Origin of the sequence: Tsukamurella soli, from assembly GCF_039541155.1 — a bacterium.
GTDB lineage: Bacteria > Actinomycetota > Actinomycetes > Mycobacteriales > Mycobacteriaceae > Tsukamurella > Tsukamurella soli.
The window spans coordinates 44,863-60,601 of the sequence record NZ_BAABFR010000023.1 but is presented as its reverse complement, the minus strand read 5'-3'; the positions used below and the strand labels follow the sequence as shown (position 1 = coordinate 60,601).

At 71.9% G+C, this 15,739-nt stretch carries 11 protein-coding genes and 1 tRNA gene; 5 read left to right on the top strand and 7 right to left on the bottom strand.

The annotated features are described in order from the left end of the window. The first annotated feature begins 107 nt into the window (after nt 1–107). Nucleotides 108–956 (top strand): carbon-nitrogen hydrolase family protein, encoded by an 849-nt coding sequence (locus ABD908_RS09640; RefSeq protein ID WP_344994343.1) that lies wholly within the window; start codon nt 108–110, stop codon nt 954–956. A 38-nt stretch (nt 957–994) separates the two neighbouring features. After that, a complete protein-coding gene (locus ABD908_RS09635; protein ID WP_344994341.1) occupies nt 995–2,086 on the top strand; it encodes an MSMEG_0565 family glycosyltransferase in 1,092 nt (363 codons plus the stop codon). An 81-nt stretch (nt 2,087–2,167) separates the two neighbouring features. Here the strand turns inward: ABD908_RS09635 and selB are convergent, their stop codons facing one another. From selB to ABD908_RS09620, 3 genes are all read right to left on the bottom strand, one after another. Continuing rightward, nucleotides 2,168–3,964, bottom strand: coding sequence for a selenocysteine-specific translation elongation factor (selB, locus tag ABD908_RS09630; protein WP_344994338.1), 1,797 nt, complete (start codon nt 3,962–3,964; stop codon nt 2,168–2,170). Further along, on the bottom strand, nt 3,964–5,262 hold the full coding sequence (selA, locus tag ABD908_RS09625) for an L-seryl-tRNA(Sec) selenium transferase (protein WP_344994335.1): 1,299 nt from the start codon (nt 5,260–5,262) through the stop codon (nt 3,964–3,966). The genes selB and selA overlap by 1 nt, the downstream gene beginning before the upstream one ends. A 27-nt stretch (nt 5,263–5,289) precedes the next feature. Beyond that, nucleotides 5,290–5,385 (bottom strand) — tRNA-Sec (locus tag ABD908_RS09620). Nucleotides 5,386–5,468: 83 nt separating this feature from the next. Here ABD908_RS09620 and ABD908_RS09615 point away from each other — a divergent pair. Both ABD908_RS09615 and selD read left to right on the top strand, forming a co-directional pair. Further along, nucleotides 5,469–6,050, top strand: coding sequence for a GNAT family N-acetyltransferase (locus ABD908_RS09615; RefSeq protein ID WP_344994332.1), 582 nt, complete (start codon nt 5,469–5,471; stop codon nt 6,048–6,050). 49 nt (nt 6,051–6,099) lie between these two features. Next, the gene (gene selD, locus ABD908_RS09610; RefSeq protein ID WP_344994358.1) at nt 6,100–7,095 is read left to right on the top strand and encodes a selenide, water dikinase SelD; all 996 of its coding nucleotides are present in this window, start codon (nt 6,100–6,102) and stop codon (nt 7,093–7,095) included. 123 nt (nt 7,096–7,218) lie between these two features. Here the strand turns inward: selD and nrfD are convergent, their stop codons facing one another. The 4 genes from nrfD to ABD908_RS09590 form a co-directional block, all read right to left on the bottom strand. Further along, nucleotides 7,219–8,307, bottom strand: coding sequence for an NrfD/PsrC family molybdoenzyme membrane anchor subunit (gene nrfD, locus ABD908_RS09605; RefSeq protein ID WP_344994329.1), 1,089 nt, complete (start codon nt 8,305–8,307; stop codon nt 7,219–7,221). 31 nt (nt 8,308–8,338) lie between these two features. Then, entirely contained in the window at nt 8,339–9,457 is a 1,119-nt protein-coding gene (locus tag ABD908_RS09600) for a 4Fe-4S dicluster domain-containing protein (protein WP_344994326.1), read from the bottom strand. A gap of 67 nt (nt 9,458–9,524) precedes the next feature. Next, a complete protein-coding gene (gene fdh, locus ABD908_RS09595) occupies nt 9,525–12,863 on the bottom strand; it encodes a formate dehydrogenase (RefSeq protein WP_344994323.1) in 3,339 nt (1,112 codons plus the stop codon). 328 nt (nt 12,864–13,191) lie between these two features. Continuing rightward, nucleotides 13,192–14,700 (bottom strand): MFS transporter, encoded by a 1,509-nt coding sequence (locus ABD908_RS09590; RefSeq protein ID WP_344994320.1) that lies wholly within the window; start codon nt 14,698–14,700, stop codon nt 13,192–13,194. 75 nt (nt 14,701–14,775) lie between these two features. On the opposite strand from ABD908_RS09590, the gene ABD908_RS09585 reads away from it, so the two are divergent. Next, nucleotides 14,776–15,690, top strand: a complete 915-nt coding sequence (locus tag ABD908_RS09585) for a LysR family transcriptional regulator (RefSeq protein ID WP_344994317.1) — start codon at nt 14,776–14,778, stop codon at nt 15,688–15,690. The last annotated feature ends 49 nt before the right edge of the window (nt 15,691–15,739 follow it).

The window sequence follows — 15,739 nt, the reverse complement described above, 5'->3', positions numbered from 1 at the left end:
CCGCTGGCCCGACGGTGCGACGACGGTGGCGGTCGCGGCCGCCGTGACCGGGCTGGGGGCGGCGTGACCGCGGTGCGACGGGGGCCGGGCCTCGGTAGGGTGCAGACATGCGGACGGTGACCCTCGGCGCCCTGGCCGGCCACTTCGGCCGCGATGTCGACCGCGGCGTGGCGAAGGCGATCGGCATCATCGAGGCCGCCCGCGCCGACGGTGTCGGACTACTGGTGTTCCCCGACGCATCGCTCGGCGGGTACATCGGCGACCTGCGCAACCCCGCGCTGGACGACCTGCCGCCCACCCTCGCCCCGGATGGGCCCGAGATCGCCGCACTGATCGCGGCCGCGGGTGACGTCACCGTGTGCATCGGCTACGCCGAGGCCGCGGGCACCCTGCGCTACAACACCGCGGTGTGTCTGTCCGGTGACGGAGTACTGGGTACGCATCGCAAGGTGCACCAGCCGGCGGGCGAGTCCCTGGCATACGCGGCGGGGGATGCGTTCCGCGCGTTCGATACTCCGGTCGGGCGGATCGGGATGCTGATCGACTACGACAAGACGTTCCCGGAGTCCGCGCGGGCGCTCGCGCTGGGCGGGGCCCGGGTGATCGCCACCCTGAACGCCTGGCCGGCGAGCGTCACCGACCGCGCGGCACGGCTGCCCGCCGACCGCCAGTCCCGGCTGTTCGACCTCTACGACTGCGCCCGAGCCGCCGAGAACCAGGTGTTCCTGGTGTCGTCCAACCAGACCGGGGTGATGGGATCGCTGCGGTTCCTCGGACAGGCCAAGGTGGTCGGGCCGGGCGGCGACATACTCGCGACCACCCGCTCCAAGGGCGGGCTGGCCACCGCCACCGTCGACGCCGACGGCGAGATCGACCGCGCCCGTAGGGTTCTCGACCACCTGCATGAGCTGCGCCCGGATGCCTACCGGGCCGCGGCACCGTCTGGCCACACGTAACCGTCTGCCGCACAGACACTCACGAAGGAGGCGAGCGCATGCGCGTCGCCCTGCTGACCTACTCCACCAGACCGCGCGGCGGGGTGGTGCACACGCTCAACCTGGCCGAGGCGCTGGCCGACCTGGGGGTGGACGTCGCCGTCTGGTCTCTGGCGCGGGGCGGCGACGGCGGCTTCTTCCGCGCCGTCGATCCCCGTGTGCACCAACGGCTCGTGCCCTTCCCCGACCGCGAGCACGAGTCCGTCACCGAGCGGATCGTCCGGTCGATCGACACGCTCCGGACGTACTTCACACCGGCCGAGTACGACATCGTGCACGCCCAGGACTGCATCAGCGCCAACGCCGTCGGGCGATGCATCCGCACCATCCACCACCTCGACCAGTTCACCACCCCCGTGCTGGTCGAGTGCCACGAGAAGGCCGTCGTCACGCCGTACGCACGCATCTGCGTATCGCAGGCCGTCGCCGACGAGGTGCGCGCGGGATGGGGATCCACTCCCGCCGTGATCCCCAACGGTGTTGCAGCACAGCGGTTCGAGGCCGCGGCGTCGGACGAAGGCACGGCCGGGCGCCGACGGTGGCGGGACCGCCTCGGCCGGTACGTCCTGGCCGTGGGCGGGATCGAGCCCCGCAAGGGCAGCATCGATCTGCTGGCCGCGTACGGTCTGTTCCGTCGCGGGCATCCCGAGCTGCGGCTGGTCTTCGCCGGCGGCGAGACTCTGTTCGACTACCGTGACTACCGCGCCGAGTTCGAGCGCATCCGCGCGGAACTCGACCTCGAACCGGTGGTGCTGGGTCCGGTCGCCGAGGAGGAGCTGCCGAGCTTGGTCGCCGGCTGCGACGCCTTCGCGTTCCCCTCCACCAAGGAGGGGTTCGGCCTCGCGGCGATGGAGGCACTCGCCGCGGGTCGGCCGGTGGTCGCCCGCGACCTGCCGATTCTGCGAGAGGTGTTCGGCGACACCGTCACCTACGCCGCCGACGTGCCCGCCCTCGCCGCCCGGCTGGCCGACGCACTGACACCCGATCCCGTCCGCACCGCCGCGGGTCGCACGCTCGCCCGGTCGCTCACCTGGGCGGCCGCCGCCCGCGCGCACGTCGAGTTCTACCGCGCGCACCCGATATCCGCCTGACCCGACATGTGCACCCTTTCGTCGACACCGCGGATTCGCCGGACCCAACATGTGCACCGTTCCGTCGCTCGGCCGGTCAGCTCAGCGCCGCGTCACCTCCCGGTGCCCGCCATCGATGCGGCGGGTCCATCCGCGGGAGTCGAGGTGCTCGAGCAACGGGATCGCCACGCGCCGCGTGGTGCCGAGTGCCTGCCGCGCGGCGCTCGTGGTGAACGGCTGTGGCAGGCTGGCGAGTTCGCGCATCGCGAGCGCGGGCGCAGTCGGGAGCAGCACGACACCGTCGCGTAGGCGCAGTATCCTGCCGGCCCGCTCGGCGGCGGCGAGTTCACGCGCACCGAGTCGCAGTGCGGCGAGCTCGTCCGCCTCCGGCGCCGCGAACGGCTCCGCTCGGAGCCGACGCTCGAGCTCCGCGACCGCGCCCTCCGCCGGCCCCAGCACGTCGCGATGGCCGGGCACCGACAGCACGCCACCCTCGGACTCGAGTCCGGCTGCCCGGGCGACGTCGTCGAGCAGTGCCGTGTCCGGCAGGTCGAGCACGTCCGCGCAGGCGCCGCGCGACATCCCGGCCGCCAACGGATCCCGCTCGTGCAGCTCCATGACGGCCGTCCGGAGCCGGGTCTGCCACGTCGCGAACGTGGCGTCCGACACCCACCAGCGCCCCACGGACCGCACACCGTCGGGTGGGCTATCGGCCGGGATCCCCAGGCGCACCAGGTGCTCCCGCTCGACCGCGCCGCGCCGGGTGACCTCGACGCGAGCGTCGCCGCCGTCCTGCGCCGCCAGTGCGGACGATCGACGTGCCCCGTCGCCACGGCGACGCAACACCGGTGGATCGGCGTCGAGAATCATCGCGCCGCCCACGATCCGACGGGTTCCCGGGTCCCGCAACACGACTCGATCACCCGCGATCAACGGAAGGGCGCGCCCCAGGATGACGCGGGCGTGGTCGTCGCCGAACGGCCGCAGCCGCGCCGGCACGGCCGCCGTTCCCACGTGCACCGTCAGCCACTCGGGCGTGTGGGCGATGTCGCCCGACACCCGCCGTACGTCCACCGCCGCCGTCACCGCCCATCCGCCCGGCGTCGCCAGCACGTCGCCGCGGTGCACCTCGTCCGCAGGTATCCCCCGCAGGTTCAGCGCGACCCGCCGCACGGGGCCGAGCGTCGTGTGCGTGCGGCCGTGGCTCTGCAGTCCCCGGACGGTGACGGTGCGCACGCCGCCCCGGCCCTCCAGCTCCAGCGCGTCGCCGACCGCGAGCGTGCCCGCGGTCAGCGTGCCGGTCACCACGGTGCCGGCGCCGGTGATCGTGAACGACCGGTCGACCCACAGCCGAACACGCCCCGATGTGTCCGGCACGGGCAATGCGGCCAGCACGCCGTCGAGCGCCGACCGCAGCTCGCCCAGACCGGTTCCGGCCACCGCCGACACCGCGACCGCTGGGGCGTCTGCCAGTCCGGTGCCGGCCAGTTCCTCCCGCACCTGCGCGAGCACCTCCGCCACGCGGCCGGGCGCCCGGTCGACCCGAGAAACCACGATGAGCCCGTGCTCGATCCCCAACGCGGCCACCGCATCCCGATGATCGGCCGACTGCGCGCGCCAGCCCTCGTCTGCGGCCACCACGAAGCACACCACGGGTGCCGGCCCGAGGCCCGCAAGCATGTTTCCCAGAAACCGCTCGTGACCGGGCACGTCCACGAACGCCACTTCGCGCCCGGACGGCAGTGCGGTCCAGGCGAATCCGAGATCGATGGTGAGGCCGCGGCGACGCTCCTCGGCCCACCGGTCGGGCTCCATGCCGGTCAACGCGCGCACCAGCGTGCTCTTGCCGTGATCGACGTGCCCGGCCGTCGCGACCACGTACCCTGCCGTGCCGGCCATCAGAGCCGGTCCACCGCCGCCACCACCGCCGCCGTCAGGCGCCCGTCCTCCGACTCGGGAACGCACCGCGGGTCCACGAGACAGACACCGTCGTGCACCCGTGGCAGCACCGCGGGGTGGCCGGACCGCAGCAGCGGTGCCGCTGCGGCGGGAAGTCGAACGGCCCAGCCGGGCAACGGAACCCCGGGCGCCCCGCCGCCGCCGACGCGTCCGTCGTGGGCCACGACTGTGCCGTCCACGGCCTCGGCGAGGCGCTCGACGCGCTCCCGCAGCCGCGCCGGATCGGCATGCAGCGCCACCGTTACCGGCGGCGCGGCGCCGGTGACGGTGGCCTCCAGCGCGGCGAGCGCCAGCTTGTCCGCGCGGACAGCGCGGGCGAGTGGGTGCCGGGCGAGGCGCGTCACGATCTCGCTGCGCCCCAACAGGATCCCCGCCTGCGGACCGCCGAGCAGCTTGTCGCCACTGGCGGTCACCGCGTCGGCGCCGGCGGCGAGCGTGGTCGCGGCGTCGGGCTCGTCGGGTAGCAGCGGATCGGGCGCGAGCAACCCGCTGCCGAGGTCCACGATCAGCGGTACACCGCGCTCCGCGGCGAGCGGAGCGAGTTCTGCGACGGACACCCCGGAGGTGAAGCCCTCGACGCGGAAGTTGCTGGGGTGCACCTTGAGCAGACACCCGGTGTCCGGGCCGATCGCATCGGCGTAGTCGCGCAGGTGGGTGCGGTTGGTGGTGCCCACCTCGCGCAGGCGCGCACCGGTCGAGGCGATCAGGTCTGGCAGTCGGAAACCGGCGCCGATCTCGATCAGCTCGCCGCGGCTCACGACCACCTCGCGCCCGGCCGCGAGCGCCGTGGTCGCCAGTACCAGCGCGGCGGCGCCGTTGTTGACGACGAGGGCCTCGTCGGCCGCCGGGCACGCCGCCAGCAGCGCGGCGCGAGCGCCCAGCCCGCGCTTCGAGCGGGTGCCGGTCCGCAGGTCCAGCTCGACGTCCACGTAGCCGGAGGCGGCGAGCAGCGCGTCGACGGCCGCCGCCGAGAGGGGCGCGCGACCGAGGTTGGTGTGCACGACGACGCCGGTGGCGTTGAGCACCGGCCGCAGCGTCGACGACCCACGGGTCGCCAGGTCGGCGGCGACCCGGGCGGCGACACCGTCGGGCTCCAGCTCGCCGCGCCGCGCGGCGCCCTGCGCCTCGGCGATCACCACGCGGATCACGTTCTCCGCCAGCCGCTCCCGCGCGCGCTCGACGGCGGGCAGCGCCAGCAGCCGGTCGGTGCGCGGGATCGCGCGCCTCGGGTCCGTCATCCGCCCTCCTCCGGCAGCCGCGTCGTATGGCGGAGGTGGACGGGAATCGAACCCGCCAGGCCGAGATACTCGACCTCACCGGTTTTGAAGACCGGGGGGCCCACCAGGAACCCAGACACCTCCGAGTGCCAACCTAGCGGCTCTCCCGAGTCGACGGGCGGGCGACACGGCATCGGAACCCGGCCGCCGCGGGTAGCCTCGGTGCCGTGGGACCGCAGCGGATCATCCACGACGTCAACCGGGCGACGCTGAACGAGGCGTGCCGTGTGGTCGCTCGCGCCTTCGCCGACGACCCCGTACTGCGCTGGATACGGCCACGCGGCGCCGTACGAGGCGACACGATCCTGTTCCGCGGCCTCTATTCCGCCCTGCACGGCGTGCCCGGTACGGCACATCGCCTGCGCGACGACGGTGTCGCTGTGGGCGCCGCGTTCTGGGACCCGCCCGGCTTCACCCCACCCGTCGCGCAGCAGCTCACCGCGTTACCGCGCCTCGGCGTGACGGTGCGGACGGGAATCGGCCGCGGAATCAGGCTGATCACAGCGATCGAGGCGGCTCGGCCGGCCGAGCCGCACTGGTATCTGTCCACCATCGGCGCCGCCGTGCACGGCCGCGGTGTGGGTACCGCCCTGCTGCGCCACGGTCTCGACCGCATCGACGGCCCCGCCTACCTGGAGAGCAGCAACCGCGCGAACATACCGCTGTACGAACGGGTCGGTTTCGCGGTGACCGGCGAGATCACCATCGACGGCGGCCCGCCGCTCTGGGCCATGTGGCGACCGGCGTGACTGCCGCCTGCGCCTGGTCGGGGCTACGCTCAGTCGGGTGACCGACACGATGGGAAGCATCCGCCTCACGGGCTACGCGCACGGCGGCGGCTGTGCCTGCAAGATCCCGCCGGGCGAGCTCGAGGAGGCCGTGCGCGGACTCACGGGTCAGGCCGGACCGGACGTGCTGGTGGGGCTGGACGACGGTGACGACGCCGCCGCGATCCGGCTCACCGATGAGATCGCCGTGCTGTCCACCGCCGACTTCTTCACCCCGGTGGTGGACGACGCCTACGACTGGGGTCGGATCGCCGCGGCCAACGCGCTGTCCGACGTGTACGCGATGGGCGGCCGCCCCGTCGTGGCGATCAACCTGGTCGGCTGGCCCCGCGACACGCTGCCGATGGAGCTGATGACCGAGGTGCTACGCGGCGGACTGGCCGTGGCGAGCGAGGCGGGCTGTCCGGTGATCGGCGGCCACTCGATCGACGATCCCGAGCCCAAGTACGGCATGGCCGTGACCGGCATCGCACACCCGGATCGGTTGCTGCGCAACGATTCTGCGGCCGCCGGACTGCCGATCACGCTGACGAAGCCGATCGGCGTCGGGTTGCTGAACAACCGACATAAGAGCACCGGCGAGGTGTTCCCCGCCGCGATCGACACCATGACCCGGCTCAACCGCGACGCCGCTGAGGCCGCGCTCGCCGCGGGCGCGCGCGCCGCCACCGACGTCACCGGTTTCGGGCTGCTCGGGCACCTGTACAAGATGTGCCGCGCATCCGGGGTGGGCGCGGTGCTGGACGCGGCCGCCGTCCCCGTCGTCGACGGTGCGCTCGAGGCGCTGCGCGACGGCTTCGTCTCCGGGGGGACACGGCGCAACCTGGACTGGGTGGCGCCGCACCTGCGCCCCGCCGACGGTGTCGGCGAGGACATCCTGCTGCTGCTCGCCGACGCTCAGACCTCCGGCGGCCTGCTGGTGGCGGGTGAGGTGCCCGGCTATCCGGTGATCGGCCACCTCACGGCTCTCCCGACGGACGATCCCGGCACCGTCACCATCCGCTGAACATGTGCACCGTTCCGTCGCCCCACCATGTGCACCCTTCCGTCGACCAGCGCTCTGACCTGCGGCGACGGAACGGTGCACATGTTGGGGTCGGGGGCGGCGGCGACGGAAGGGTGCACATGTTCAGGCGTCGGGGCCGGTCGTGATCGAGTCCCCGGTGATCCCGGCGGCGCGGCGCGCGGCCAGGCGGCGCTTCTGCGGCTCGACGACGTACTTCGGGTCCTTCGTGGATTCCAGACCGGCCTCGAACACGCCGAACCGGGTGAAGGCGGACGCGGTCAGCAGCGACAGACCGGAGGCGATCGCAACCGGCCGGTGACGCCCGCCCAGCAGCGCGCCGAGCCCGCCCACGACGGCGAGTCGCTCGCTCCACTCGAGCAGCTTGCCGGCGGTGCCGTGGTGCAGCGGCTCCACCAGCGTGGGGTCCATCCGCGACTCCATGTACTTCACGGCCGCGAGGTCGCCCATCACCCCGGCCACCGCGAACACCCGCGCCGGCCCGGTCTCCGACGTCGGGGTGGTGACCATCGCCAATCCGCCCGACGCCAGCGACGCCGAGCAGACGAACACGAACGGCAGGTCCCGGTGCGCGCCGTTCCAGGTGGGGACGGCGGTGTCCGACAGCAGGACCGCCGTGTACACCGCGAGCGGCGCCGCGAACACGGCCCCGCCCAGCCCCGCCGGGCCCTCGACGAGGTGCAGCACCTTGCGAAGCGGGCCGAGCGGTAGGCGCTCGCCGAGCAGTCGGTCGACCTCGGCGGCGGCGGCGATGCCGATCCCGCCGCTGTAGGCCGACAGGATCCACGAGCCCATGCTCATCGGCGAGGTCACCTTGAACACCCGCATCATGTTGATGAAGCGCTCCGGTTTGCCGAGGTCGATCACGAGCGCTACCGCGCCCAGCCCCACGGCGCCGAGCGCAGCCAGACGGGTGTTGCGCCGCAACGTCTTCCGTCCGGTCAGCTGCGCTCCCGCCGCCAGCAGGCCCGAGCCGCCGGCCACACCGCCGAGGAACAGGTACGCAGCGACGGGCCACTCCCACGGCGGCGGCTTGACTATCGGCCGGCCGTAGTACGAGACGAACTCCGCCTCGGGCACCATCAGTTCCTCGCGCCCACCGCTGCCCGGGCGGCGCTGCGGTGCGTTCTTCCGCCACCGTCGCCGGCGCGGCGGCTCGGGAGGCCGGACCTCGTCGAAATCGGAGTGCGTCACGCGAGCCTCCCGTCCACCCCGTGCGCGCCGGTCACCGTCGGCCCCGGCGGAACGAGGTTCCGATGAACGAGACCGCCGCCGCCGCAACCATTCCCGCTGCGGCGACGCCCGCACGCTTGTACATCGTCATCAGGTCGGCGGTGCACACCCGGGGGTCGGGCGGCAGCCCGTACACCTCGGGCTCGTCCAGCAGCAGGAACACAGAGCCGGTCCCGCCGACACCGTCGTTGGAGTTGGCCCCATAGAGCCGCGCCTCGGTCATGCCCTGCGCGTGCAGCAGGGCCACCCGCTCCTGCGCAGACACCACCAGGTCGTCGTGGTCGCCGAACTTGATCGACGTGGTGGGGCAGGTCTTGGCGCAGGCCGGTGTCTCGTCGTCCACGAGCCGGTCGTAGCAGAGCGTGCACTTCTGTGCCACACCACGTTTCGTGATCGGCGGCTGCTCGCCCTTGCGCTGCCCAGCACGGACTGTGGGTGCGGCCGTTCCGTCGCTGCGCCGCTGGACCACCCCGAACGGGCAGCCCGCCACGCACGTTCCACATCCGTTGCACACGTCGGCCTGCACGACGACGGTGCCGAACTCCGTCCGCATCATCGCTCCGGTCGGGCACACGTCCAGGCAGCCTGCGTGGGTGCAGTGCTTGCATACGTCGGACGACATCAGCCACCGGAACTCCGGAGTGTCCGGCGGGGTGGTGTCGGGACCTATCGCACCCGACGCCGCCCCGTTGCGCGGGTAGGCGAGCGGATCCGGTGCCGACGGTGCCGGGCCGGCCTCGCCGCCTACCGCCGCGGGGACGGGCGCCGCGGGGACGGACGACGGCGTGCGGGCCGGCGCACCCACCGCCGGCATGCCGAGCCCGACCAGCCTCCGCCCGGACTCGCGGGCCTCCTCGATCCGCTCGCGGTCCTGCTCGATGAACGCCACGTGCCGCCAGGTGCTGGCGCCGAGCGCGACGGTGTTGTCATACGACATCCCGGTGAGCTCGAGGTCGCCGTCCCGCGGGTTCTGGTTCCACTCCTTGCACGCGACCTCGCACGCCTTGCAGCCGATGCAGATCGACGTGTCGGTGAAGAAGCCCTTGCGGTGGCGGTGGACCTCCCAGTGCGCGTCGGCGCTCGGATCGGTCGGACCGGTCAGCTGGCCCATCGATACCTCCTCGTGCTCATCGCGCTCATTCCTCGTGATCCATTCCTACCGGTTCGTTGCTACCGGCTCACCATCGCGTGAAACCCTCGCCGCCGGGATCGTCCTTCGCCGGGTCCGGCTCGATGCCCTCCCTACCCGGGTCGGTGATCCGGATGTTGTCCGTCTCGATCGTCGCACCCGACCGCTCCTGGTACGCACGGACGAGGTCGAGGAGGGCCGCGCCCTGCGGCCGACGGCCCGCGATCACGTCGCACGATCCGACCTTGGACTCCTGGATCTGGGTGTTCGGGTCCAGCGTCACGCCGATCAGGTCGTTCACCGCGTCGCCGCTCACCACCGCATCGGTGCCCTGGCCCCAGTGGTACGGCAGTCCCACCTGATGCACGTCGCGGCCGTTGATCCGCAGTGTCTTCAAGCGGTCGGTCACCAACACCCGGGCCTCGATCGCGGCGCGCGGCGACACGATGGTGGCCCACCCCTCGTTCTCCAGCCCCCGTGCTGCGGCCAGCTCGCGCGAGACCTCACAGAACATCTCGGGCTGCAGCTCGGCGAGGTACGGCGACCACCGGCTCATGCCACCCGCGGTGTGGTGCTCGGTGAGGCGGTAGGTCGTGAAGACGTACGGGTAGACGTCGGCTCCGGGCTGGCCCGCGCTCGGCGCGTCGAGATTGTCCTCACGCGCGAACATCACCCGCGCCGGCGCCTGCTGCTGCGGGTACAGCGCATTGGCCACCGGGGACTCCTGCGCCTCGTAGTGGGCCGGCAGCGGGCCGTCCACGAGGCCCGACGGCGCGAACAACCAGGCCTTCCCGTCCGACTGCATGATGAACGGGTCGTCACCCGCGAGCGCCTCGGCGCCGCCCAGCTTGGGATCCGGGCGCGCCGACGGTGCCCGGTCGACCGGGAAGTCGGGCACGTCCGGCCCCGCCCAACGCCCCGCGGTCTCGTCCCACCACATGTACTTCTTGCGCTCGCTCCAGGGCCTGCCCTCCGGGTCCGCGGAGGCGCGGTTGTACAGGATGCGCCGGTCCGCCGGCCACACCCAGCCCCAATCCGACTGGGTGAGCCCGGGACCGCCCTGCGGGGTACGCCGCGCGGCCTGGTTGACGGCGCCTGCGTAGACGCCCGTGTAGATCCAGCAGCCGCCGGCGGTGGAGCCGTCGGCCTTCATCTGCGTGTACGACGTGAGGTTCCGACCCGCGTCGGGCCCGGTCACGTAGTACCCATTGATCTCGGACAGCACGGCCTCGGGGTCGGGGTTGCCGTGTGCATCGGGCGGGTAGTCCCACGTCATGTCGAGGAGCGGCCGGTCGCGCTCGTCGGTCGAATCGGCGAGCCGCTCCCGGATCCGCTTGCCCAGTTCGTAGAAGAAGTCGAGTTCGCTCTGCGCCTGTCCCGGTGGTGCCACAGCCTGGTGCCGCCACTGGACCATGCGCTGGGTCTGCGTGAACGATCCCGCCTTCTCCACATGCGTGGCGGCCGGCATGAAGAAGACCTCGGTGCCGATGTCCTCGGTGCGCAACTCGCCCGACTCGATCTCGGGTCCCTCCTTCCACCAGGTCGCCGACTCGATCATGTTGAGGTCGCGCACCACGAGCCACTTCAGCTTGGACATGGCCAGGCGTTGCTGGCGCCCGTTGGCGGAACCCACGGCGGGGTTCTGGCCGAGGACGAAGTAGCCTGCGACCTTGCCGTCGAGCATGTCCACGGTGGTCTGGTACGTCCCAGCCGGGCCGTCGAGTCGCGGCAGGTAGTCGTAGCAGTAGTCGTTCTCGGCCGTCGCCGCATCACCGAACCATGCCTTGAGCAGGCTCACCATGTACGCGTCGGCGTACGCCCAGTACCCCTTCTGCTTCTTCGATCCCACGGCGGCGAGATAGTCGGCCAGCGTGTCGTGGCGGCCGACGGACGGCATCGGCAGATAGCCCGGCAGCAGGTTGAACAGCGTCGGGATATCGGTCGAGCCCTGGATACTGGCGTGTCCGCGCAGCGCCATGATCCCGCTGCCGGGACGGCCGACGTTGCCCAGCAGCAGCTGCAGAATCGCGGAGGTCCGGATGAACTGCGCACCGAGCGTGTGCTGGGTCCAGCCAGTGGCGTACCCGAAGCACGTCGTCCGTTCGCGGCCCGAGTTCTCGGTGATCGATCTCGCCAAGTACTCGAAATCGTCGAGTCCGATGCCGCACATCTCCCGCACCATCTCCGGGGTGTACCGAGCGAAATGCCGTTTGAGGATCTGAAACACCGTGCGGGGGTGCTGCAGCGTCTCATCACGCACCGTCTCGGACGCGTCCAGAACCGGACCACCTGAACCGTGTTCATCGCCCGCTGCGCGCGCCGACGCACTACTCCCGTGTTCGGCGCCCCCGGGCGGATCGACCGCGCCACCCTCGGGATGCTCGTACGCCCAAGTCGCCGGGTCGTAGTGGCCGGTCTCCGGATCGAAACCGGAGAACAGCCCGCCGAGATCCTCGGTGTCCCGATAGCCCTCGTTGATCAGCGTCGCCGCGTTCGTGTACGCGACGACGTACTCCCGGAAGTCCAGGTCGTTGCTCAGCACGTAGTTGATCAGGCCACCGAGCAACACCACATCGGAGCCGACGCGGATCGGGATGTGCCGGTCGGCCACCGCCGACGTCCGCGTGAACCGCGGGTCGACGTGGATCACCCGCGCGCCGCGCAGCTTCGCCTCAGCGACCCATTGGAACCCGACGGGGTGCGCCTCGGCCATGTTGCCGCCCATGAGCACTATGCAGTCCGCATTCGCCATGTCCTGGAGGGATTGCGTCGCCCCGCCGCGACCGAAGGAGGCTCCCAGACTGGGAACCGTGGCGGAGTGTCATATACGCGCCTGGTTCTCGATCTGGATGGCACCCGCAGCGGTGAACAGCTTCTTGATGACGTAGTTCTCTTCGTTGTCCAGCGTGGCGCCGCCCAGCGACGCGATACCCATCGTGCGCCGCAGGATGCGCCCCTTCGAGTCACAGTCCTGCCAGGCGTTGCGCCGGGCCTCGACGAACCGGTCCGCGATCATGTCGATCGCGGTGTCGCGGTCGAGGTCCTGCCACTCGGTGGCGTGGGGCGCGCGGTACCGGATCTTGGTCTGCCGCAACGGGTTGTTGACGAGTTGCTCGCTGGAGGCCCCCTTGGGGCAGAGCCGGCCGCGCGAGATCGGGGAGTCCGGGTCGCCCTCGATCTGGACGACGCGCTCGCCGGAGACATACACCTTCTGTCCGCAGCCGACGGCACAGAAGGGACACACGCTCTGCACGACGCGGTCGGCCGTGGCGGTGCGCGGCGTCATCGCGCGGGTATGCGCAGACGTCACCGCCGGGCCGCGACCCAGAAGGTCGCCGGACCGCACCTGTCGCAACACCGGCCAATCGAGGGGGCTGAACCTCGCCATGGCATCCACCCTAGCGCCCGACCGCTCGACGCGAGAGCACGAGCGCCCGAATCCAACAGGAACCAGAATCGGACCGTACAGATGATCGCCCATTGACTCAGGCCGCCGCACGCGCCGAGGTCGACGGCGACCGCGCCGCCCCGGTGGGCGCCGAGGCCGTCGCCGCGACATGCCGGACGCTGGCCGCCCCACCGACTCGGCCGGGGCGAGACGACGTAACCCCAGGCGAGACGACGTAGCCCCGTCGGACCTCCGCACCGACCGCAGCACAGTCGGGGTGGGCGCAGCACCGCCAGTCGGCGACGTCGACCCGGGCCGCTGCGGGGCGTCACCTCACCGGCCTGCGCAGGCGCGCCACGGCGCGCGCGGTGGCCAGGGCGCCCAGCACCAGCACGGCGGCGGCGATCACCCGCAGCCCCGCATCGGCGCCCGTGACGAAGGCGGCGACGATCTCCGTGCTATGCCCCGGCGTGGCGGCCAGTGCGCCGGCGACGGTGTGCGGAGCGTGCGTGCCGCGGACGTCCGGCGGAAGCGCGGCGACGAAGCGCGCGGTGAGCACGGTACCGATCACCGCGACACCGAGAGCGCTGCCGAATTCGCGGGTGGTGGCCTGCAACCCGGCGCCGACACCGGCCTGCGCCGGCGGCAGCGATCCGGAGATGGTCGCCGACAACGTCGGAAGCGCCAGGGTCACGCCGATACCGGTCACGAGCAGCCAGGCCGCGTACCCGATGTACGGGGTGGATGTCCCGCTCCACGACAGTCCCAGCAGCCCGACCCCCACGAAGCCGAACGCCAGCGCGACGGTGGCGTCGACTCCGATCCGGCCGATGACCCGGCCGACGTCTCGTCCGCCCACGATGATCGGCACGGTGAGCGGGATGATGCCGATGCCGGTCTCGAGGACCCCGAATCCCTTCGCGTACTGGAGGAACGACGCGTTGACATAGAACAGCGCGAACATCCCGAAGAAGATCGCGGTCATCCCCACGCACGCTGCGCGCAGCGCCGGGATCCGGAACAGGCGCGGGTCGAGCAGCGGCTGCGCGGTCAGTGTCTCGACGACGACCCATGCCGCGAACAAGACCGCCGCGCAGACGAAGCCGCCGATCACCACCGCACTGCCCCAGCCCGTATCGGGCCCCTGCACGATGCCGAGCAGCAGCGCGATCGAGGCACCGACCAGCAACACGGTGCCCGCGACGTCTATCCGCCGGTCGTCGCGGCCCGACACGGGGGCACAGCGAGCGACCACAGCGGCAAGCCCCAAGGCCAGTGGCGCCGCGGCGGCGAACAACCATCGCCACGAGCCGGCGGCCAGAACCACACCGCCGCCGACGTTTCCGAGCACCCCGCCGATACCCGTCATCGACGCCCACGTCGCGATGGCCGGGCCGCGCCGCTCGGCGGGCACAGCGTGGATGAGCACGGCCAGGGTGTTGGGGAGCACTGCCGCGGCGCCGATGCCGGTGAGCGCACGGGCGGCAAGCAGGACGGCCATGTTCGGTGCCACCGCGGACAGGAGCGCGCCGATCGCGAACAGCACCAGCCCGCCGAGGAGCACCCCCTTACGGCCGAACCGGTCTCCCGCTCCGCCGCCCGGAATCACGAGGCAGGCGAAAACGATCACGTAGGTGTCGACGATCCAGACCAGCCCCGACGACGAGGGACGGAGCGCGTCGGAGGCCAGCAGTGGGACAGCGAGGTTGACGGCCGCGACCATCCCCACGACGAGCACGACACACGCACACATGACCGCGAGGAGGTCGTGCGGGGGCCCGGATGGTCGTGGCTCGGCGCCCGACACGCGGGACAGGAATGGTGTTCTCAAAGGCATGGATTCGACGCTAGGCCGGTAGGTGACCGCCGTGCCACGCAACTTCGACAATAAATAATTGCGTACGCTGCAATCATGGCCGACCAGTTGGACCTGAACCTGTTGCGGGTGTTCGACGCACTCCTGGTGGAGGGCAGCGTGACCGCCGCGTCCGAGCGGCTGCACCTCTCCATCCCGGCGACCAGCCGGGCCCTGGGCCGGCTCCGCCGTGCCATGGGGGACCCGATCCTCGTCCGCGCCGGTCGCGGGATGACGCCGACACCGTTCGCGCTGCGGACCGCGCCGCGGGTGCGGTCGCTGCTCGACGAGGCATCCGCCCTGATCACGGCGGACCGAGAGCTCGATGTCGAGGCGCTCGAACGGACCTTCACCATCCGCATCAACGACGGTGTCGCAGCGACGCTCTCGGCCGCCGCGGTACAGGCGGCCGCGGCGGCCGCGCCCCGTGTCGTGCTGCGCTTCGTGCCGGAGGGCGCCGAGAGCGCGGAGGCACTGCGCGACGGCTCGGTCGATCTGGACGTCGGCGCCGGCGACGCCTCGTCGCCCGATATCCGAACGGCGCCCCTGTACCGCGAGCGCATCGTCGGGATCGTCCGGGCCGGCAGCCCATTGGGACGACACCGCCGACCCACCCTGGCACAGCTGTGTCGACACCCCCACGTGTCGGCCTCCCGGCGGGGACGCACGCGCGGGCCCCTCGACGATGCACTCACCGCGGCCGGGCTACGCCGCCGGGTCGTGGCAGTGGTGCCCGACTTCGCCTCGGCCGCACTGCTCGTCGCGTCGAGCGACATCGTCGGCCTGGTGCCACAGCGGCTCGCCGAGCGTTACCACCGCACCCTGGGACTGCGCTGGTTCCCCATCGCGGCCGACCTACCCGAGGTGGAGATCCGGCTTCGCTGGCACAGCCGGCTCGACGCCGATCCGGCCCAGCGCTGGCTGCGCGACACCGTCACCGCCGCCTCAGCCGCGTCCGGAACGATATCGTAGCCCCGTTCGGCGGGTCGAATCCCCTACAGAAACCACTGTCCCCCATGGA